Source organism: Streptomyces albireticuli, from assembly GCF_021228125.1.
GTDB lineage: Bacteria > Actinomycetota > Actinomycetes > Streptomycetales > Streptomycetaceae > Streptomyces > Streptomyces albireticuli.
On the sequence record NZ_JAJQQS010000016.1, the window covers coordinates 53182 to 75163 of the forward strand.

Below are 21982 nucleotides of genomic sequence, written 5' to 3' on the forward strand. Positions count from 1 at the left end.
ATGGACAAGGAACAGAAGCTCCGCGACTACCTGAAGCGGGCGAGCGCCGATCTGCGGCGTTCCCGGCAGCGGGTGGGCGAACTGGAGGCGGCCGCTCGCGAGCCCATCGCGATCGTGGGCATGAGCTGCCGCTTCCCCGGGGACGTGCAGAGCCCTGAGGAGCTCTGGTCCATGCTCGTCGCGGGCGAGGAGGGCATCACAGGGTTCCCCGAGGACCGGGGCTGGGAGCTGCTGACCGAGGACGCGGGGAAGTACTCCGGCGGGTTCCTGCACGAGGCCGCCGAGTTCGACGCCGGATTCTTCGGGATCTCCCCGCGCGAGGCCCTCGCGATGGACCCCCAGCAGCGGGTGCTGCTGGAGTCCTCGTGGGAGGCCTTCGAGCGGGCCGGCATCGACCCGGCGACGGTCCGGGGCAGCCGGACCGGCATGTTCGTCGGGGCCATGCCCCACGAGTACCGGGTGGGCCCGGACGACGACGTCCAGGGCTTCACCCTGACGGGCAGCGCCACCAGCGTCCTGTCGGGCCGGCTCTCCTACTTCTTCGGGGCCGTCGGGCCGGCGGTGACGGTCGACACCGCCTGCTCGTCCTCCCTGGTCGCCCTGCACCTCGCAGCCCACTCCCTGCGCCAGGGCGAGTGCTCCATGGCCCTGGCGGCGGGCGTCACGGTGATGTCCTCGCCCATCACGTTCACCGAGTTCGACCGCCAGGGCGGACTCGCCACCGACGGGCGCTGCCGCTCCTTCGCCGACGGCGCCGACGGCACCGGCTGGGCCGAGGGCGTCGGCGTCCTCGTCCTGGAGCGGCTCTCCGACGCCCGCCGCAACGGCCACGAGGTCCTGGCCGTCGTCCGGGGCTCCGCCGTCAACCAGGACGGCGCCTCCAACGGCCTGACCGCCCCCAACGGCCCGTCCCAGCGGCGGGTCATCGAGCAGGCGCTGGTCAACGCCCGGCTCTCGGCCGACGAGATCGACGTCGTCGAGGCGCACGGCACGGGAACCTCCCTCGGTGACCCGGTCGAGGCCCAGGCCCTGCTCGCCACCTACGGTCGCAACCGCGCCGAGGACCGCCCGCTGCTGCTCGGCTCCGTGAAGTCGAACCTCGGCCACACCCAGGCGGCCGCCGGCATGGCCGGCGTCATCAAGATGGTGCTGGCCATGCGGCACGGCACCCTGCCCCGCACGCTCCACGCGGAGACCCCGTCCACGCATGTCGACTGGACGTCCGGGTCCGTACGCCTGCTGAACGAGCCGCACCCGTGGCCGCAGGGGGACGCGCCCCGCCGGGCCGGCGTCTCGTCCTTCGGCCTCAGCGGCACCAACGCGCACACCATCCTGGAGGAGGCGCCGCCCCTCCAGGCCCCCGAGGCCGGCCAGGACGCCGACGGCGAGACCGGTCAGGAGACCGCGGCCGCCGTCGCCGAACCCCTCGAGGCCGGCACCGTCCCGTGGCTCGTCTCCGGCCGCACTCCCGAGGCCCTGCGCGCCCAGGCCTCCCGCCTCCTGGCGTTCCTCGGCTCCCGCCCCGGCCTCGTGCCCGTCGACGCGTCCTACTCCCTGGCCACGGCGCGCTCCGCCTTCGAGCACCGCGCGGCCTTCACCGCCGCCGACCGCGACCGGGCCCTCGCCGTCCTCACCGCGCTCGCCGACGGCGAGCCCGCCCCCGGCCTGGTGCGCGGCACCGCACAGGGACGCGCCAAGCTCGCCTTCCTCTTCGCGGGCCAGGGCTCCCAGCGGCCGGGCATGGGACGCGAGCTGTACGCGCGCTTCCCCGCCTTCGCCACCGCCCTCGACGAGATCTGCGGCCACCTCGACCAGGGCCTCGAACGGCCCCTGAAGGAGGTGCTGTTCGCCGCCGAGGGCACCCCCGAGGCCGAGCTGCTGAACGGCACCGGCTACGCGCAGCCCGCCTTGTTCGCCCTCGAGGTCGCCCTCCACCGGCTGACCGAGTCCCTCGGCGTCAAGCCCGACTTCCTCGCCGGCCACTCCATCGGCGAGATCGCCGCCGTGCACGTCGCCGGCGTCTTCACGGCCGCCGACGCGGCCGCCCTGGTCCTCGCGCGCGGCCGGCTGATGCAGGCCCTGCCCGCCGGCGGCGCCATGGTCTCCGTCGAGGCGGCCGAGGACGAGGTCCTGCCCCTGCTGGAGAACCGTTCGGACCGCGTCTCCGTCGCGGCGGTCAACGGGCCCGCCTCCGTCGTCGTCGCCGGTGACGCGGACGAGGTCGCCGCCGTCGCCGACCACTTCACCGCGCTCGGCCGCAGGACCAAGCGCCTCAAGGTCTCGCACGCCTTCCACTCCCCGCTCATGGAGCCCATGCTCGAGGAGTTCCGCGCCGTCGTCGCCGGCCTCAGCCCGCAGGCACCCGTCCTCCCCGTCGTCTCCGCGCTCACCGGCACCCTCGCCACGGTCGAGCAGCTGACCTCCGCGTCCTACTGGGTGGACCACGCACGCCACGCCGTCCGCTTCTCCGACGCGCTCACCTGGCTGACCGGCCACGGCACCGGCACCTTCCTCGAACTGGGCCCCGACGGCGTCCTGTCCGCCATGGCACAGGCACACCTCGGCGCCACCGGCACCACCGAGGACACGGCCGACGCGGTCCCCGCCGCGCTCGCCGTCCTGCGGCCGGGCCGCCCCGAGGCCGAGACCCTCACCACCACCCTCGCGGGCCTCCACGTCCGCGGCGTCGCCGTCCAGTGGGAGCCCTACTTCGCCGGCACCGGCGCCCGCCGCACGGACCTCCCCACCTACGCCTTCCAGCGCCGCCACTACTGGCCCAAGGGCATCGCCGGGCAGGGCGGTGACGTCCGCGCCGCCGGCCTGGGCGCCGCACACCACCCGCTGCTCGCGGCTGCCGTGTCGGTCGCCAACTCCGACGGCCTGCTGCTCACCGGCCGGCTCTCGCTGCGGACCCACCCCTGGCTCGCCGACCACGCCGTGCGCGGCACGGTACTGCTCCCCGGCACCGCCTTCCTGGAGCTCGCCGTCCGCGCCGGTGACGAGGTCGGCTGCGACCGCGTCGAGGAACTCACCCTGGCCGCGCCCCTGGTCCTGCCCGCGGAGGGCGGCGTCCAGGTGCAGGTGTGGGTCGGCAGCCCGGACGAGACCGGCCGCCGCCCCCTGAGCGTCCACTCCCGCCCCGAGGGGACCGAGGAGCTCCCCTGGACGCAGCACGCCTCCGGCACCCTCGTCGCCGGTGAGCACCGCGCCGACTTCGACACCCCCGTCTGGCCCCCCGCCGCCGCCCGGCCGGTGGACCTCGACGGCTTCTACGACCGCGTCGTCGACAGCGGATTCGGCTACGGCCCCCTCTTCCAGGGCCTGCGCGCCGCGTGGAGCGACGGCGACGACGTCTACGCCGAGGTGTCCCTCCCGGACACCGACGGCGCCGACGCGGGGGCGTTCGGGATCCACCCGGCCCTGCTGGACGCCACCCTGCACGCCACGGCCTTCGCCGGCCTCGGCGAGCACGGCCGCGGCGGCCTGCCCTTCTCGTGGCAGGACGTCACCCTGCACGCGAGCGGGGCGACCACGGTCCGGGTGAAGCTCACCCGCGTCGCCGACGACGCCGTGGCGATCGCCGTCACCGACACCACGGGCGCCCCCGTGGCCTCCGTCGGCTCGCTCGTCCTGCGCGCGGTGCCCGAGGACGGGCTCGCCACCGCCGCGCACCTCACGCGCGACGCCCTGTTCGAGCAGCGCTGGACCCCCCTGCGGGAGACCACCGGGACGGCACCCGCCTCGGCCGCAGTCCTCGGCCAGGACCTCTTCGGCCTCACCGAGGCCCTGACCTCGTCCGGCCTCGCGGTCACCACCCTGCCCGGCACCGACGGCACCGACGTCCCGGACGTCGTGCTCGCCCCCGTCGCCGGGACCACCGACGACGACCCGGTCCTCTCCGCGCACGCCCGCACCGCCCACGTCCTGGAGCTCCTGCGCACCTGGCTCGCGGACGAGCGCCACACCGCCTCCCGGCTGGTCCTCGTCACCCGCGGCGCCGTCGCGACCGACGGCCACGGGACACCGGACCCGGCGGCCGCCGCCGTCCGGGGCCTGGTGCGCGCCGCCCAGGCCGAACACCCCGGCCGCTTCGGCCTGCTGGACCTCGGCACCGAGGGCGCGCCCTCGCCGACCGCCCTGCTCCGCGCCCTGGGCGCGGACGAGCCGCAGACCGCCCTCCGCGGCGACACGGTGCTCGGCGCGCGGCTCGCCCGCGCCCAGGCGCCGGAGACCGGTGACGGGTGGAACCCCGAGGGCACCGTCCTCCTCACCGGCGCCATGGGCGGCCTGGGCCGCGTCATGGCCCGCCACCTCGTCGCCGAGCGCGGCGTACGGCACCTGCTGCTCGCCAGCCGCCGGGGCACCGACGCCGAGGGCGTAGAGGAGCTCGTCGGCGAACTGACCGGGCACGGCGCCCGGGTCGAGGTCGCGGCCTGCGACCTCGCCGACCGGGCCGCCGTGGAGCGGCTGCTCGCCGGCGTGCCCGCCGAGCACCCCCTCACCGCCGTCGTGCACAGCGCCGGCGTCCTCGACGACGGCGTCGTCGAGTCGCTGACCCCCGAGCGGATCAGCGCGGTCCTGCGGCCCAAGGCCGACGCCGTGTGGCACCTCCACGAGGCCACCCGCGAACTGGACCTCGCCGCCTTCGTCGTCTTCTCCTCCCTCTCCGGCACCCTCGGCGGCGCCGGCCAGGGCAACTACGCCGCCGCGAACGCCTTCGTCGACGCCGTCGCCCAGCTGCGCCGCGCCGCCGGACTGCCGGGCCTCGCCCTGGCCTGGGGCCCCTGGGTGCCCACCGGCGGCATGACCGGCGGTCTGACCGACGCCGACCTCCAGCGCCTGGCCCGTATGGGCACGCCCGCGCTCACCGAGGAACAGGGCGTCGCGCTCTTCGACGCGGCGACCGCCGCCGTGACCGGCACGTCGACCGGCACCACGGCCGCCGTCCTGCTCCCGGCCAGGCTCGACCTGTCCGTCCTGCGCGGCCAGGGCGAGGTGCCGCACCTGCTGCGCGGCCTCGTCCGCGCCCCCGCCCGCCGCTCGGCCGCCCATGGCTCCGAGACGGCCGTCACCCTCGTCCAGAAGCTGTCCCGGCTGGAGGAGACCGACCGCACCGAGGTGATGACCGACCTCGTCGCCGGACAGGTCGCCGCCGTCCTCGGCCACTCCGGCGCCACCGACGTCGACGCGCGACGCTCCTTCCGCGACCTGGGCTTCGACTCGCTCACCGCCGTCGAGCTGCGTAACCGCATCGGCGCCGCCACCGGTCTGCGCACCGCCGCCACGCTGGTCTTCGACTACCCGACCGTCGCCGCGCTCGCCGCGCACCTCCTCGGCGAGCTCATGGGCTCCGAGGCCGCCGCCGCGGCGGCCGCCCCGCGCGCCGCCACCGAGCAGGACCCGATCGTCATCGTCGGCATGAGCTGCCGCTACCCCGGCGGCGTCAGCTCGCCCGAGGACCTGTGGCGACTCGTCAGCGAGGGCACCGACGCCATCTCGGGCCTGCCCACCGACCGCGGCTGGGACCTGGACGCGCTCTACGACCCGGACCCGGACCGCCTCGGCACCTCGTACACCCGCTTCGGCGGCTTCCTGCACGACGCCGCCGACTTCGACCCCGCGTTCTTCGGCATGAGCCCCCGCGAGGCCCTGGCCACCGACACCCAGCAGCGACTCCTCCTCGAGGCGTCCTGGGAGGCGTTCGAGCGCGCCGGCATCGACCCGGCGACCCTGCGCGGCAGCCAGACCGGCGTGTTCGCGGGCGTCATGTACAACGACTACGCCCAGACGCTCGCCGGCGGCCGCTTCGAGGGCCACCAGGGCAGCGGCACCGCCCCCAGCATCGCCTCCGGCCGAGTCTCCTACACCCTCGGCCTCGAAGGTCCCGCCGTCACCGTCGACACCGCCTGCTCCTCCTCCCTCGTCGCCATGCACTGGGCGATGCAGGCCCTGCGCGCGGGGGAGTGCTCGCTCGCCCTGGCCGGCGGCGTCACCGTGATGTCGACCCCGGGCGCCTTCATCGAGTTCTCCCGGCAGCGCGGTCTCTCCGCGGACGGCCGCTGCAAGGCGTTCGGCGACGGCGCCGACGGCGTCGGCTGGTCCGAAGGCGTCGGCGTGCTCGTCCTGGAGCGGCTCTCCGACGCCCGCCGCAACGGGCACCGCGTCCTGGCCGTCGTCCGGGGCTCCGCCGTCAACCAGGACGGCGCCTCCAACGGCCTCACCGCGCCCAACGGCCCGTCCCAGCAGCGCGTCATCCGCCAGGCGCTGGCCGCCGCCGGCCTCTCCGAGGCCGACGTCGACGCGGTCGAGGGCCACGGCACCGGCACCACGCTCGGCGACCCCATCGAGGCCCAGGCCCTCCTCGCCACCTACGGCAAGGACCGCGACGCCGAGCGCCCGCTGCTGCTCGGCTCCGTGAAGTCCAACATCGGCCACACCCAGGCCGCCGCCGGCGTCGCCGGCATCATCAAGATGGTCATGGCCATGAGCCACGGCACGCTGCCCCGCACCCTGCACGCCGACGAGCCCTCCTCGCACGTGGAGTGGGACGCCGGAGCGGTGCGCCTGCTCACCGAGGAGACCCCCTGGCCGCAGGCCGGCCGGCCGCGCCGCGCCGCCATCTCCTCCTTCGGCTTCAGCGGTACGAACGCGCACGTCATCGTCGAGGAGCCGCCGGCCGCCCCCGGCCCGGACGACACGGAAGGACAGCCGCGGCTCACCCCGGCCGTCGTCCCGTGGGCCCTGTCCGGCAGGAGCCGGTCGGCACTCCGGGACCAGGCCGGCCGCCTGCGCGCCTTCCTCGACGACCACCCCACGCTCGACCCGGCCGACATCGGCCTCTCCCTCACCACCACCCGCTCGGCCTTCGACCAGCGGGCCGTCGTCACCGGCGACCGCGACGAACTGCTGCGCGCCCTGACCGCCCTGGCCGCCGACCGGCCCGACCCCGCCCTCACCGAGGGCGAGGTCGGCGGCGCCGGCAAGCTGGCCGTGGTGTTCTCCGGGCAGGGCAGCCAGCGCCCCGGCGCGGGCCGCGAACTCGCCGCCCGTTTCCCCGCGTTCGCCCAGGCCATAGACGAGGTGACCGCCGCCCTCGACCCGTACCTGGACCGTCCCCTCAAGGACGTTCTGTTCGCCGAGGAGGGCACCCCCGAGGCGGAGCTGCTGGGCCGCACCCGGTGGACCCAGCCCGCGCTGTTCGCCATCGGCGTCGCGCTCCACCGCCTGCTGCGCACCTGGGGCATCCGCCCCGACGTCCTGATGGGCCACTCCATCGGCGAGATCACCGCCGCGCACGTCGCGGGCGTCCTCTCGCTGCCCGACGCGGCCCGCCTGGTGACCGCGCGCGGACGGCTGATGCAGGAGCTGCCCGCCGGCGGCGCGATGATCTCCCTTCAGGCCACCGAGGACGAGCTCGCGCCGCTGCTCGCCGGGCGCGAGCACGAGGTCTCCGTCGCCGCCGTCAACGGCCCCCTCAGCATCGTGGTCGCCGGGGAATTGGCCGCCGTCGAGGAGATCGCCGCCCACTTCGCCGCCCAGGGCCGCAAGACCAAGCGCCTGGAAGTCAGCCACGCCTTCCACTCGCCGCTCATGGAGCCCGCGCTCGACGGGCTGCGCGAGGTCGCCGCCGAGCTCACCTACCACGCGCCGGACGTGACCGTCATCTCCGGTCTCACCGGACGCCCCGCCACCGACGCCGAGCTGCGCTCCGCCGACTACTGGGTCGCGCACGCCCGCGGCGCCGTCCGCTTCGCCGACACCATGCGCGCCGCGCACGACTGCGGAGCCGGCACCTTCCTCGAACTCGGCCCCGACAGCGTGCTGTCGGCCGCCGCGCAGGACGCCCTCGGCGACGACACGGACGCGCACATCGTCCCCATGCTGCGCACCGGGCGCGGCGAGGAGGCCTGCGCGGCCACCGCGCTGGCCCGCCTGCACGTGCACGGCACGCCCGTCGACTGGGCCGCGTACTTCGCCGGCACCGGCGCGCGCACCGTGGACCTGCCCACCTACGCCTTCCAGCACGAGCGCTACTGGCCCGAGGCCGACCCGGCCGCCCACGCGCCGCAGACCGCCGCCGACCCGGCCGACGCCGAGCTGTGGGGCGCCGTCGAGCGTGGCGACGCGGCCGGGCTCGCCGGTCTCCTGGGCCTGCGCGACGAACAGCACGCCTCCCTCTACGCGCTGCTCCCCGCCCTGTCGTCCTGGCGGCAGCACCGGCACGAGAAGGCCCTGCTGGACTCCACCCGCTACCAGGTCGCCTGGCGGCCCGTCCGGGCCGCCGCCGCCCCCGTCCTCGACGGCACCTGGCTGGTCGTCAGCGCCGAGGGCACCGACGGCGACGACGTCCTGGACGCGCTGCGCGGCCACGGCGCCCAGTTCGAGACCCTCGTCCTGGAGCACCGCACCGACCGGGCCGCGCTCGCCGCCCGCCTCGACGCCGTCCGCGGCGAGGACCGGACCTTCTCGGGCGTCCTGTCCCTCCTCCCGCTCGCCGACGAGGCCGGCCGGCCGCTCGACGCCGAGCCGCCGGCCGGGCTCGCCCGCACGCTCCTCCTGACCCAGGCCCTCGTGGACACCGGCTTCGCCGCGCCCGTGTGGACCCTGACCCGGGGCGCGGTCTCCACCGGCTCCGCCGACCCGCTCACCGCCCCCCTCCAGGCGGCGGTCTGGGGCCTCGGCCGCGTCGCCGCCCTGGAGCACCCCCAGCTGTGGCGGGGCCTGATCGACCTCCCGGCCGTCCTCGACGCGCCCGCCACCCAGCACCTCGTCAGCGCCCTCGCCGCACCGGGCGGCGAGGACCAGCTCGCCATCCGCGCGGCCGGCGCGTTCGCCCGGCGCCTCGTGCGCCACGCGCTCGCCGAGCTGCCCCCGGCCGACGCCTTCACCGCCCGCGGTACCGTGCTCGTCACCGGCGGCACCGGGGCCCTCGGCGCCGAGGTCGCCCGCTGGCTCGCCCGCAGCGGCGCCGAGCACCTCCTGCTCACCAGCCGCCGCGGTCCCGACGCCCCCGGCGCCGCCGAACTGGCCGCCGAGCTCGAGGGCCTGGGCGCCCGCGTCACCCTCGCGGCCTGCGACACCGCCGACCGCGCCGCGCTCGCCGGCCTGCTGGCGGCCGTCCCCGCCGAGCACCCGCTGACCGGCGTCGTGCACGCGGCCGGCGTCGGCCAGGCGGCCTCCCTCGCGGAGACCCCCCTCGACGAGGCCGCGGCCACGATGGCCGCGAAACTGCTCGGCGCCGCCCACCTGGACTCCCTCCTCGACGGCCACGACCTGGACTTCTTCGTCCTGGTCTCCTCCATCGCCGGAGTGTGGGGCAGCGCCGGGCAGAGCGCCTACGGCGCCGCCAACGCCTACCTCGACGCCCTCGCCGAGCACCGCCGCGCCCGCGGCCTGCCCGCGACCTCCGTGGCCTGGGGCCCCTGGGCCGAGGCCGGCATGGCCACCAGCGACGGCTTCGCCGACCAGCTCCTCAAGCGCGGACTGCGCTTCCTCGCCCCCGCGACGGCCCTCGCCGAACTGCGGCGCGCGGTCGTCCAGGAGGACGTCACCGTCACCGTCGCCGACATCGACTGGGAGCGCTACCACCCCGTCTTCACCTCCGCCCGTCCCAGCGCCCTCTTCGACGAGCTGACCGACGTCCAGGCCCTCGCGCACACCGACGGCGAGAGCGCCGCGCCGGAGTTCGCCGCACGCCTGCGGGGCCTGGACCAGGCCGGCCAGGAGCGGCTGCTGACCGAGCTGGTGCGCGCCGAGGCGGCCGTCGTCCTCGGCCACACCTCCACCGAGGGCGTCGCCGAGCGCCGGGCCTTCCGCGAGGCGGGCTTCGACTCGCTGACCGCCGTGGAGCTCCGCAAGCGGCTGGCCACGCTCACCGGCCTGCCCCTGCCCGCCACCCTGGTCTTCGACTACCCGACCCCCGCCGCCCTCGCCCGCCACCTGCGCGGCGAACTCCTCGGCACCGACGGCACGGCGGCGGCCCCCGCGGCCGTGCCCTCCGGCAGCCTCGACGAGCCCATCGCCATCGTCGGCATGAGCTGCCGCTTCCCCGGCGGCGTCCGCTCCCCGCAGCAGTTCTGGGAGCTCGTCTCCGAAGGCGTCGACGCCATCACCGACTTCCCCGTCAACCGCGGCTGGGACACCGGCCTCTACCACCCGGACCCCGACAACCCCGGCACGACCTACTCCACCCAGGGCGGCTTCCTGCACGACGCGGGCGAGTTCGACGCCTCCTTCTTCGGCATCTCCCCGCGCGAGGCCCTCTCCATGGACCCCCAGCAGCGCCTGCTGCTGGAGACCACCTGGGAGGCCTTCGAGCAGGCCGGCATCGACCCCACCGGCCTCCACGGCAGCCCGACCGGGGCCTTCATCGGCTCCACCTACCAGGAGTACGGGTTCGGCGTCGGCGACAGCTCCGCCGGTCACCTGGTGACCGGCACCAGCCCGAGCGTGCTCTCCGGCCGGCTGTCCTACCTCTTCGGCCTCGAAGGCCCGGCGGTCACCGTCGACACGGCCTGCTCCTCCTCCCTGGTCGCCCTGCACCTGGCCTGCCAGTCGCTGCGCAACGGCGAGAGCTCCCTCGCCCTCGCCGGCGGCGCCACCGTGATGACCAACCCCAGCCCGTTCATCGCCTTCAGCCGGCAACGGGCCCTCGCCGACGACGGCCGCTGCAAGGCGTTCTCCGACGGCGCCGACGGCATGACCCTCGCCGAGGGCGTCGGCATCCTCGTCCTGGAGCGGCTCTCCGACGCCCGCCGCAACGGCCACGAAGTCCTCGCCGTCGTCCGCGGCTCGGCCATCAACCAGGACGGCGCCTCCAACGGCCTGTCCGCGCCCAACGGCCCGTCCCAGCAGCGCGTCATCCGCCAGGCCCTCGCCAACGCCGGGCTCGCCCCCGCCGACATCGACGTCGTCGAGGCGCACGGCACCGGCACCGCCCTCGGCGACCCCATCGAGGCCCAGGCCCTCCTCGCCACCTACGGCAAGGACCGGGACACCGAGCGCCCGCTGCTCCTGGGCTCCGTGAAGTCCAACATCGGCCACACCCAGTCGGCGGCCGGCGTCGCGAGCGTCATCAAGATGGTCATGGCCCTGCGCCACGGCGCGCTGCCCCGCACCCTGCACGCCGACGCCCCCTCCACCCACGTCGACTGGACGTCCGGCGCGGTCTCCCTGCTGACCGACGGGGCCGACTGGCCCGAGGGCGAGCGCACGCGCCGCTGCGCGGTCTCCTCCTTCGGCATCAGCGGCACCAACGCCCACACGGTCCTCGAAGAGGCCCCCCGGCCCCAGGAGGCCGCCCCCGCGCCGGAGACCGAGCCGGTTCCCCCGGTCGGCGGCGTCATCCCCTGGGTGCTGTCCGCGCGGACCCCGGGCGCCCTGCGCGGCCAGGCCGCCCGGCTCGCCGCCCACCTCGACGCCGAGGCCGTGAGCGCCCTCGACGCGGGTCACTCCCTGCTGACCTCCCGCACGCTCTTCGAGCACCGCGCCGTCGTCGTCGGCACCGGCGGCGAGGACGCGCGGGCCGCGCTCGCCGCCCTCGGCGAGGGACGCTCGCTCCCGGGCGTCGTCCAGGGCGTCGCCGACACCGACGGCAAGACCGTGTTCGTCTTCCCCGGCCAGGGCTCCCAGTGGGCCGGCATGGGGGCGCGGCTGCTGGAGGAGTCGCCGGTCTTCGCCGAGCGCCTGACCGAGTGCGCCACCGCCCTGTCCGCCTTCGTCGACTGGTCCCTGCTCGACGTGATCCGCCAGGCCGAGGGCGCCCCCACCCTGGACCGCGTCGACGTCGTCCAGCCCGCCTCGTGGGCCGTCATGGTCTCCCTGGCCGAGATGTGGCGCGCCCACGGCATCACCCCCGACGCCGTCGCCGGCCACTCGCAGGGCGAGATCGCCGCGGCCGCCGTCGCCGGCGCCCTCTCCCTGGAGGACGCCGCCCGCGTGGTGGCGCTGCGCAGCCAGGCCATCGGCCGCGTACTGGCCGGATCCGGCGGCATGATGTCGGTCCCGCTGCCCGTGGCCGAGGTCGAGCGGCGCCTCGGCGCCTACGAGGGCCTGTCCGTCGCCGCCGTCAACGGACCCCGGTCCGTCGTCGTCTCCGGCGCCACCGCCCCGCTGGACGCCTTCCAGGCCGAACTGGTCGGCGAGGACATCCGCGCCAAGCGCGTCGCCGTGGACTACGCCTCGCACTCCGCGCAGGTCGAGCTGCTGCGCGACGAACTGGCCACCGTCCTCGCGCCCGTCCGCCCCCGCCCCGCCCAGGTGCCCTTCTTCTCCACGGTCACCGGCGACTGGCTCGACGACACCACCGGCGTCGACGCCGGCTACTGGTACACCAACCTCCGCGGCACCGTCGGCTTCGAGCCCGCCATGCGCGAGCTCCTCGCCCAGGGCCACCGCTTCTTCATCGAGGTCAGCTCCCACCCCGTCCTGTCCATGGCCGTCCAGGAAACCGCCGAGGAAGCCGGCCTCCCGGCCGCGGTCCTCGGCACGCTCCGCCGCGACGCCGGCGGCACCGACCGCTTCCTGACGTCCCTGGCCGAGGCGTTCGTCCGGGGCGCAGGCGCCGACTGGACCCGCGTCCTCGACGGCACCGGCGCCCGCCGGGTGCCCCTGCCCACGTACGCCTTCCAGCGCGAACACCTGTGGGCCGTCCCCGTCAAGCCGCGGAACGCGCACGAGGAGGCACCCGCGGACGCCGAGTTCTGGACGGCGGTCGAGGAGGAGGACGTCGACTCCCTCGCCTCCAGCCTGCGCCTCGACCGCGCCCAGCTGGCCCCGGTGCTCCCCGCCCTGTCGCACTGGCGCAAGCACCGCCGCGAGCTGTCGACCGTGGACTCCTGGCGCTACCGCGCCACCTGGAAGCCGCTCACCGGCCTGCCCCCGGCGGCCCTGACGGGCACCTGGCTCGTCGTCACCGCCGAGGACGTCACCGGCGACGCGCTCACCGCCGACGCCCTCGCCGAGACCCTCGCCGCCCACGGCGCCGAGCCGCGCACCCTCGTCCTGGACGCGGCCTGCGCCGACCGCGCGGTCCTCGCCGCCCGCCTGGCCGAGCTCGAAGGCGCCACGGACCTCGCGGGCGTGGTGTCCCTGCTGGCCGGGGCCGAGGAGCCCCGCGCCGACCACCCGGCGCTCACCTCCGGACTCGCCCTGACCGTCGCGCTGCTCCAGGCGCTCGGCGACACCGGCATCGAGGCACCCCTGTGGTGCCTGACCCACGGCGCCGTCTCCACCGGCCGCGCCGACCGGCTGACCCGCCCCGCCCAGGCCCAGATCCTCGGCCTCGGCTGGACGGCCGCCCTCGAACTCCCGCAGCGCTGGGGCGGCCTCGTCGACCTGCCCGAACAGCTCGACCGGCGGGCCGGCGAACGCCTGGCCGCCGTCCTCACCGGCCGCACCGGCGAGGACCAGCTCGCCCTGCGCGCCTCGGGCGTCCTCGCCCGCCGCGTCGTGCGCGCCACCCCCGCGGACCCCGCCCCGGCGAAGCCGTGGACGCCCCGCGGCACCACCCTCGTCACCGGCGGCACCGGCACCCTCGCCCCCCACCTGGCCCGCTGGCTCGCCGGGCAGGGCGCCGAGCACCTCGTCCTCACCAGCCGCCGCGGCCCCGCCGCGCCCGGCGTGACGGACCTCCTCCAGGAGCTCGCCGAGCTCGGCTGCGAAGCCACCGCCGTCGCCTGCGACCTGACCGACCGCGACGCGGTCGCCGGGATGCTCGCGGACCTCAAGGCCGACGGGCACACCGTCCGCACGGTCGTGCACACCGCCGTCACCATCGAGCTCGCGCCGATCGACGGGACGACCCTCGACGAATTCGCCCGGGTCGTGGACGCCAAGGTCACCGGCGCCCGCCACCTCGACGAACTCCTCGACGACGAGGAGCTCGACGCCTTCGTCCTGTACTCCTCCACCGCCGGCATGTGGGGCAGCGGCGCCCACGCCGCCTACGTCGCGGGCAACGCCTACCTCAACGCCCTCGCCGAGCACCGCCGCGCCCGCGGCGCCCATGCCACCGCCGTGTCCTGGGGCATCTGGGCCGACGACCTCAAGCTCGGCCGCGTCGACCCCGGCCAGATCCGCCGCAGCGGACTCGTCTTCATGGACCCCCAGCTGGCCCTCACCGGCCTGCGGCAGGCCCTCGACGACGACGAGACGGTCCTCGCCGTCGCCGACGTGGACTGGGAGCGCTACCACCCCGTCTTCACCTCGGCCCGGCCCACCCCGCTCTTCGAGGACGTGCCCGAGGTCCAGCGCCTGACGGAGGAGAAGGACCAGGCCCCGGCCTCCGGCGGCGAGTTCGCCGCCAAGCTCCTCGGACTGGCCCCCGTCGAGCAGGACCGCCTCCTGCTGGACCTGGTCCGCGGCGAGGCGGCCACCGCCCTCGGCCACGCCTCACCCGACGTGCTGTCCGAGCAGCGGGCCTTCCGCGACGTCGGCTTCGACTCCCTGACCGCCGTCGACCTGCGCAACCGGATCGCCAACGTCACCGGGCTCGCCCTGCCGAGCACCATGGTCTTCGACTACCCCAACCCGCTCGCGCTCGTCGCCTTCCTGCGCGACGCCCTCGCGGGCGCCCGCACCGGGGACGCCGGGGCCGCGCGCGCCGCCACCACGCCCGCCGACGACGAGCCCATCGCCATCATCGGCATGAGCTGCCGCTACCCCGGCGGCGTCAGCTCCCCCGAGGAGCTGTGGCGGCTCATCACCGAAGGCGGCGACGCCACCGGCGAGTTCCCGACCGACCGCGGCTGGGACGCCGAGGCCCTCTACGACCCCGACCCCGACCGGCCGGGCCACACCTACTCGACCCGGGGCGGCTTCCTCCACGGCGCGGCCGAGTTCGACGCCTCCTTCTTCGGCATCTCGCCCCGCGAGGCCCTCGCCATGGACCCCCAGCAGCGCCTGCTGCTGGAGACCTCCTGGGAGGCCCTGGAGCGCGCCGGCATCGACCCCGCCACCCTGCGCGGCAGCAGCACCGGCACCTTCATCGGCGCCGGATACCAGCACTACGCCGCCGGCAACACCAGCCCCGAGGGCGCCGAGGGACACCTGATCACCGGCACCATCGCCAGCGTCCTGTCCGGCCGCCTGTCCTACACCTACGGCTTCGAGGGCCCGGCCGTCACGCTCGACACGGCCTGCTCCTCCTCCCTCGTCGCCCTCCACCTGGCCTGCCAGTCGCTGCGCAACGGCGAGAGCTCCCTCGCCCTCGCCGGCGGTGTCAACATCATGTCCACCCCGGGCGCCTTCGTCGGCTTCAGCCGGCAGCGCGCGATGGCCGCCGACGGACGCTGCAAGGCCTACTCCGACCAGGCCGACGGCATGAGCCTGGCCGAAGGCGTCGGCCTCGTCCTCGTCGAGCGGCTCTCCGACGCCCGCCGCAACGGCCACGAGGTCCTCGCCGTCATCCGGGGCTCCGCCGTCAACCAGGACGGCGCCTCCAACGGCCTGACCGCCCCCAACGGCCCGTCCCAGCAGCGCGTCATCCGCCAGGCCCTCGCCAACGCCGGCGTGGCCGCCACCGAGGTCGACGTCATCGACGGCCACGGCACCGGCACCGCCCTCGGCGACCCCATCGAGGCCCAGGCCCTCCTCGCCACGTACGGCCAGGGCCGCGAGCCCGGACTCCCGCTGCTCCTCGGCTCCGTGAAGTCCAACATCGGCCACGCGCAGATGGCCTCCGGCGTCGCCAGCGTCATCAAGATGGTCATGGCCCTGCGCCACGAGATCGCCCCGCGGACCCTGCACGTCGACCAGCCGTCCACGCACGTCGACTGGGAGGCCGGCGCCATCCGGCTGCTCACCGAGCCGGAGGCGTGGCCGGTCACCGATCACCCGCGCCGCGCGGCCGTCTCCTCGTTCGGCCTCAGCGGCACCAACGCCCACACCATCCTCGAACAGGCCCCGGAAGAGGCCCCCCAGGAGGACACCACCACCGCGCCGGCCGCGCCCGCCGAGCCCACGACCGTCCCCCTGACGCTGTCCGGGCGCACGGAAGCGGGCCTGCGCGCCCAGGCCGGCCGGCTCCTGACCCACCTCGCCGACAACCCCGGCCTGCCCCTCACCGACCTCGCCTTCTCCCTCGCCACCTCCCGGGCCGCCCTCGAGCACCGCGCGGCCGTCGTCACCGACGACCACGACGCGCTCCTCCGCGCCCTGACCGCCCTGCGCGACGGCACCCCCGACGGCGGGCTGCTCACCGACCCGCGGGGCCACGGCCACCTGGCCTTCCTCTTCACCGGCCAGGGCAGCCAGCGCCCGGGGGCGGGACGCGAGCTCTACGACCGCCACCCCGTCTTCGCCGAGGCCCTCGACGCCGTCCTGGCCCGCTTCGACCTCGAACTCGACCGCCCGCTGCGGGAGATCCTCTTCGCCGCGCCGGACACCCCCGAGGCCGCGCTCCTCGACGACACCGGCTACACCCAGCCCGCCCTCTTCGCCCTCGAAGTGGCGCTGTTCCGCCTCGTGGAGTCGTGGGGGATCCGCCCCGACCACGTCGCCGGTCACTCCATCGGCGAGTTCGCCGCCGCGCACGCGGCCGGAGTCCTCTCCCTGGAGGACGCCTGCACCCTCGTCGCGGCACGCGGCCGGCTGATGGCCGCCCTGCCCACGGGCGGCGCCATGGCCTCCGTGGAGGCCGCCGAGGACGAGGTGCTGCCCCTGCTCGCCGAGTACGACGGGCGCGTGTCCGTCGCCGCCCTCAACACCCCCACGTCCCTGGTCGTCGCCGGTGACGAGGACGCGGTGCTCGCCCTCGCGGCCCGCTTCGCGGAGCGCGGCCGCCGCACCAAGCGGCTCCGCGTCAGCCACGCCTTCCACTCACCGCACATGGACGCGATGCTGGAGGACTTCGCCCGCGTCGCCGCGGGCGTCACCTACGGCGAGCCCACCGTGCCGTTCGTGTCCACCGTCACCGGCGCGCTCGTCACCGCCGACGAACTCCGCTCGCCGGAGTACTGGACCGGCCAGGTCCGCGGCACCGTCCGCTTCGCCGACGCCGTCCGCGAGCTCACCGAGCGCGGTGTGACCACCTTCCTGGAGCTCGGCCCGGACGGCGTGCTCAGCGGCGCGGTCCGCGGCACCGTCGGCGAGGACACCCCCGTCGTCGCGGTCCCGGCGCTGCGCCGCGACCGGCCCGAGGCCCCCGCGCTCACCACGGCCCTCGCCCGGCTCCACGTCCGCGGCGTACGCGTCGACTGGGACGCCGTCTTCGCCGGCACCGGCGCCCGCCGGACCGAACTGCCGACCTACCCCTTCCAGCGCGAGCGCTACTGGCTCGAGCCCGCCGCCCCCACCGCGGCGCCCACCGGCGCCGCCGACGAGGCGGACACCGAGTTCTGGTCGGCGGTCGAGCGCGCGGACATCCCGTCCCTGAGCTCCGCCCTGGAGCTGGACGACGCCACCCTCACCGCCGTCGTGCCCGCCCTGTCGTCCTGGCGCCGCAAGCGCCGGGAGCGCTCCACCGTCGACGGCTGGCGCTACCGCACCACCTGGAAGCCCCTCACCGGCGCCACCGCCCCCGGCACCGCGCGCCCGGCCGGCACCTGGCTGGTGCTCACCCCGGCCGGCGCGACCGACCCGGCATGGCTCGACGCGGTCGCCGGGGCCCTCGGCACCGACACCGTCCGCCTCGACGTCACGGACCCGCACCGCGAGGCCCTGGCCGACCGGCTGCGCGAACTGACCGCCGACGGCGCCGCGTTCACGGGCGTACTGTCCCTGCTGGCCGCGGACGACGAGGACGGCCGCGACGCCTCCGGCACGCCCGCCGGCCTGCTCCTGACCACGGCCGCCGTCCAGGCGCTGGGCGACGCCGGCATCGAGGCACCCCTGTGGTGCGTCACCCGCACCGCCGTGGCGGTCGGCCGCTCCGAGCGGCTCGCCCGCCCCGCCCAGGCCGCCGTCTGGGGCCTCGGCCGGGTGACCGCCCTGGAACACCCCGAGCGCTGGGGCGGCCTCGTCGACCTCCCCGACGAGCTCCCCGACACCACCCTGCGCCGCCTGACCGCCGTCCTCGCGGGCGGCGGGGACGGCGAGGACCAGGTCGCCGTGCGCGCCACCGCGACGTACGCCCGCCGCCTGGCGCACCACCCCGTCGGGGACGCCCCCGCGCCCGGCGAGTTCCGGCCCACCGGCACCGTGCTCGTCACCGGCGGCACCGGCGCCCTGGGCGGCCACGTCGCCCGCTGGCTCGCCGCGCGCGGCGCCCGGCACCTGCTGCTCGTCAGCCGGCGCGGCGCCGACGCGCCCGGCGCCACGGAACTGAGCGCCGAACTCACCGCGCTCGGCTCCCACGTCACCCTGGCCGCCTGCGACACCGCCGACCGCGACGCGCTCACCGCCGTACTCGCCGCGATCCCCGAGGAGCACCCGCTCACCGCGGTGTTCCACACCGCCGGCACCGTCGACGACGGCACCCTGGACGCCCTCACCCCCGAGAAGTTCACCGCCGTCCTGCGCGCCAAGCTCACCGCCACCCTCAACCTGCACGAGGCGACCCGGGACCACGGCCTGACCGCCTTCGTCCTCTTCTCCTCCGTCGCCGGCACCCTCGGGGCACCCGGCCAGGGCAACTACGCCGCCGCCAACGCCTTCCTCGACGCCTTCGCCGAGCACCGCCGCGCCCAGGGCCTGCCCGCGACCTCGCTCGGCTGGGGCCCCTGGGCCGACGCCGGCATGGCCGCCGACGGACCCGGCATCGAGAACCGCGTCCGCCGCGGCGGCTTCACCCCCATGGCGCCCGAGCTCGCCCTCACGGCGCTGCGCCACGCGATCGAGCACGGCGACACCGCCCTGACCCTCGCGGACGTCGACTGGGACCGCTACACGGACGCGTTCACCGCGCTCCGCCCCAACCCCTTCGTCGGCGACCTCCCCGAACTGCGCCGCACCGGCGCCACGGCACCCACCGGGACACCGGAGGCCGGCCCGCGCGAACCCGCGCTGCGCCAGCGCCTCGCCGGACTCTCCCCGGCGGCACGCCCCCGGTTCGTCCTGGAGCTCCTGAGCGGCCAGGTCGCCGCGGTCCTGGGCCACTCCGGCACCGGCGCCATCGGCGCCGACCAGGCCTTCAGCGACCTCGGCTTCGACTCGCTGACCATCGTCGAGCTGCGCAACGCGCTGACGGCCACGACCGGCCTGAAGCTGCCCGCGACCCTCGTCTACGACTACCCGACCCCGCGCGCCCTCGCCGAGTTCCTGCTCACCGAGCTCCTCGGCACCCTCCCCGAGGCCGGTCCGGCCGGAGGCGCCCCGGCGGGCCGGGCGGCCGACGACGACCCCATCGCCATCGTCGGCATGAACTGCCGCTTCCCCGGCGGCGTCCGGTCCCCCGAGGACCTCTGGCGGCTTCTCAGCCAGGGCGAGGACGCGATCTCCGGATTCCCCGCCGACCGCGGCTGGGACCTCGACGACCTCGCCGGAGGAACGTCCGCGACCCTCGAGGGCGGCTTCCTCGACGGCGTCGGCCTCTTCGACGCCTCCTTCTTCGGCATCTCGCCCCGCGAGGCCCTCGCCATGGACCCCCAGCAGCGCCTCCTCCTGGAGACCGCCTGGGAGGTCTTCGAGACCGCCGGGATCGACGCGAGCACCCTGCGCGGCAGCCGCACCGGAGTGTTCGTCGGCACCAACGGCCAGGACTACACCACCCTCCTGCGCCAGGGCACCGCCGACGTCCGGGGCCACGTCGCCACCGGCAACACCGCCAGCGTCATGTCCGGACGGATCTCCTACGCCTTCGGCCTCGAGGGCCCGGCCGTCACCGTCGACACCGCCTGCTCCTCGTCGCTCGTCGCCCTGCACATGGCAGCGGGCTCCCTGCGCAGCGGCGAGTGCACCCTCGCGCTCGTCGGCGGCGTCTCGGTCATGTCCAGCCCCGACTCCTTCGCCGAGTTCACCGTCCAGGGCGGACTCGCCCCCGACGGACGCTGCAAGGCCTTCTCCGACTCGGCCGACGGCACCAGCTGGTCCGAAGGCGTCGGCGTCCTCGTCCTCGAACGCCTCTCCGACGCCCGCCGCAACGGCCACGACGTCCGGGGCATCGTCCGCGGCACCGCCGTCAACCAGGACGGCGCCTCCAACGGCCTGACCGCCCCCAACGGGCGGGCTCAGCAGCGTGTCATCCGCCAGGCCCTCACCGACGCCGACCTGGCACCCGCCGACGTCGACGTCGTCGAGGCCCACGGCACCGGCACCACCCTCGGCGACCCCATCGAGGCACACGCCCTCATCGCCGCCTACGGACAGGACCGGCCGAGCCCGCTGCTCCTCGGCGCGGTCAAGTCGAACCTGGGCCACACCCAGGCCGCCGCCGGCGTCGCCGGCATCATCAAGGTGCTCCTGGCGATGCGCCACGGCACCCTGCCGAAGACCCTGCACGTCGACGCCCCGTCCTCGCACGTCGACTGGTCGGGCGGCGCGGTCTCGCTCCTCACCGAGGAGCGCGCGTGGCCCGAGACCGGGCACGCCCGGCGGGCCGGCGTCTCCGCCTTCGGCGTGAGCGGCACCAACGCCCACGTCATCATCGAGCAGGCGCCGGAGACCGGGTCCCCGGCGGACGAGCCCGCGGAGCCCGCCGTCGCGGCGGGCCCGGTGCCCTGGCCCGTGTCGGCCAGGTCCGAGGCCGCGCTCACGGCCCAGATCGAGCGGATCACCGCGCTGAGCGGCCCGTCCCCCGCCGACGTGGGGTACTCCCTCGCCACCGGCAGGACGGCGTTCGCCCACCGCGCGGTGCTGCTCGCCGACGGCGAGCGGGTCTCGGAGCTCTCGCGCGGAGCCGTCCGGGACGTCCCCGGGAAGCTCGCCGCGCTGTTCTCCGGCCAGGGCGCGCAGCGCGCCGGGATGGGCGGCGAGCTGTACGCCCGCTTCCCGGTGTTCGCCGAGGCCCTCGACGCCGTCGCGGCCCACTTCGACACCGAGCTGGACCGCCCCCTGCGGGACGTCATGTCCGGCGCCGCGGAGGGCCTGGACGAGACGGGCTTCACCCAGCCGGCGCTGTTCGCCTTCGAGGTCGCGCTGTTCCGCCTCGTGGAGTCCTGGGGCATCCGTCCCGACTTCGTGGCCGGTCACTCCATCGGTGAGATCGCCGCGGCGCACATCGCCGGGGTGTTCTCGCTGGAGGGCGCCTGCCGCCTGGTGGCGGCACGGGCCCGCCTGATGCAGGCACTGCCCGCGGGCGGCGCGATGGTCGCCGTCCAGGCCACGGAGGAGGACGTCACCGCACGGCTGACCGACGGCGTGTCGATCGCCGCGGTCAACGGCCCCGAGGCGGTCGTCCTCGCGGGCGACGAGGCGGCGGTGCTGGGCATCGCCGAAGGCTTCGCCGCCGAGGGCCGCAAGACCCAGCGGCTGTCGGTGAGCCACGCCTTCCACTCCGCGCTCATGGAGCCGATGCTGGCGGACTTCCGCCGCGTCGCCGAGGGCCTGTCCTACGAGGCCCCGCGGATCCCGGTCGTCTCGAACGTGACGGGCGAGCTCGTCACGCGGGAGCTGGTCTGCTCCGCCGACTACTGGGTGCGGCATGTCCGCGAGACCGTCCGCTTCGCCGACGGCGTGCGCACGCTGGCCGCCGAAGGCGCCTCGGTCTTCCTGGAGCTCGGTCCCGACGGGGTGCTGACGGCCATGGCCCAGCACACCCTGGACGACACCTCCCTGGCCGTATCGGCGCTCCGTAAGGACCGAGCCGAGGAAACCGCCCTCCTTACGGCGCTCGCGCGCCTCCACGTCGCCGGTGCGGACGTGGATTGGTCCGGGTTCTTCGACGGCACCGGCGCCCGCCGTACCGACCTGCCCACCTACCCCTTCCAGCGCGAGTGGTTCTGGCCGGAGCGCGCGCCCGCCGGGCGTACTCAGGACGGCGCGCAGGACCCCGTGGACGCCGAGTTCTGGGCCGCGGTGGAGCGCGAGGACCTGGAGTCGCTCTCGGCCGACCTCGGCCTGGACGACGACGCGCTGTCCGCGCTCGTGCCCGCCCTTTCCACCTGGC

The 21982-nt window shown here is 76.0% G+C and carries 1 protein-coding gene (cut by a window edge); it reads left to right on the forward strand.

Annotation, left to right across the window (positions count from 1 at the left end; all coding sequences use genetic code 11):
• Window positions 1–21982 carry the 5' portion of a type I polyketide synthase gene (locus tag LUZ64_RS26180; RefSeq protein WP_095584536.1) on the forward strand. 6569 nt of this gene lie beyond the right edge of the window, so the window shows 21982 of its 28551 coding nt (coding positions 1–21982); its start codon is at window positions 1–3; its stop codon lies off the right edge, out of view.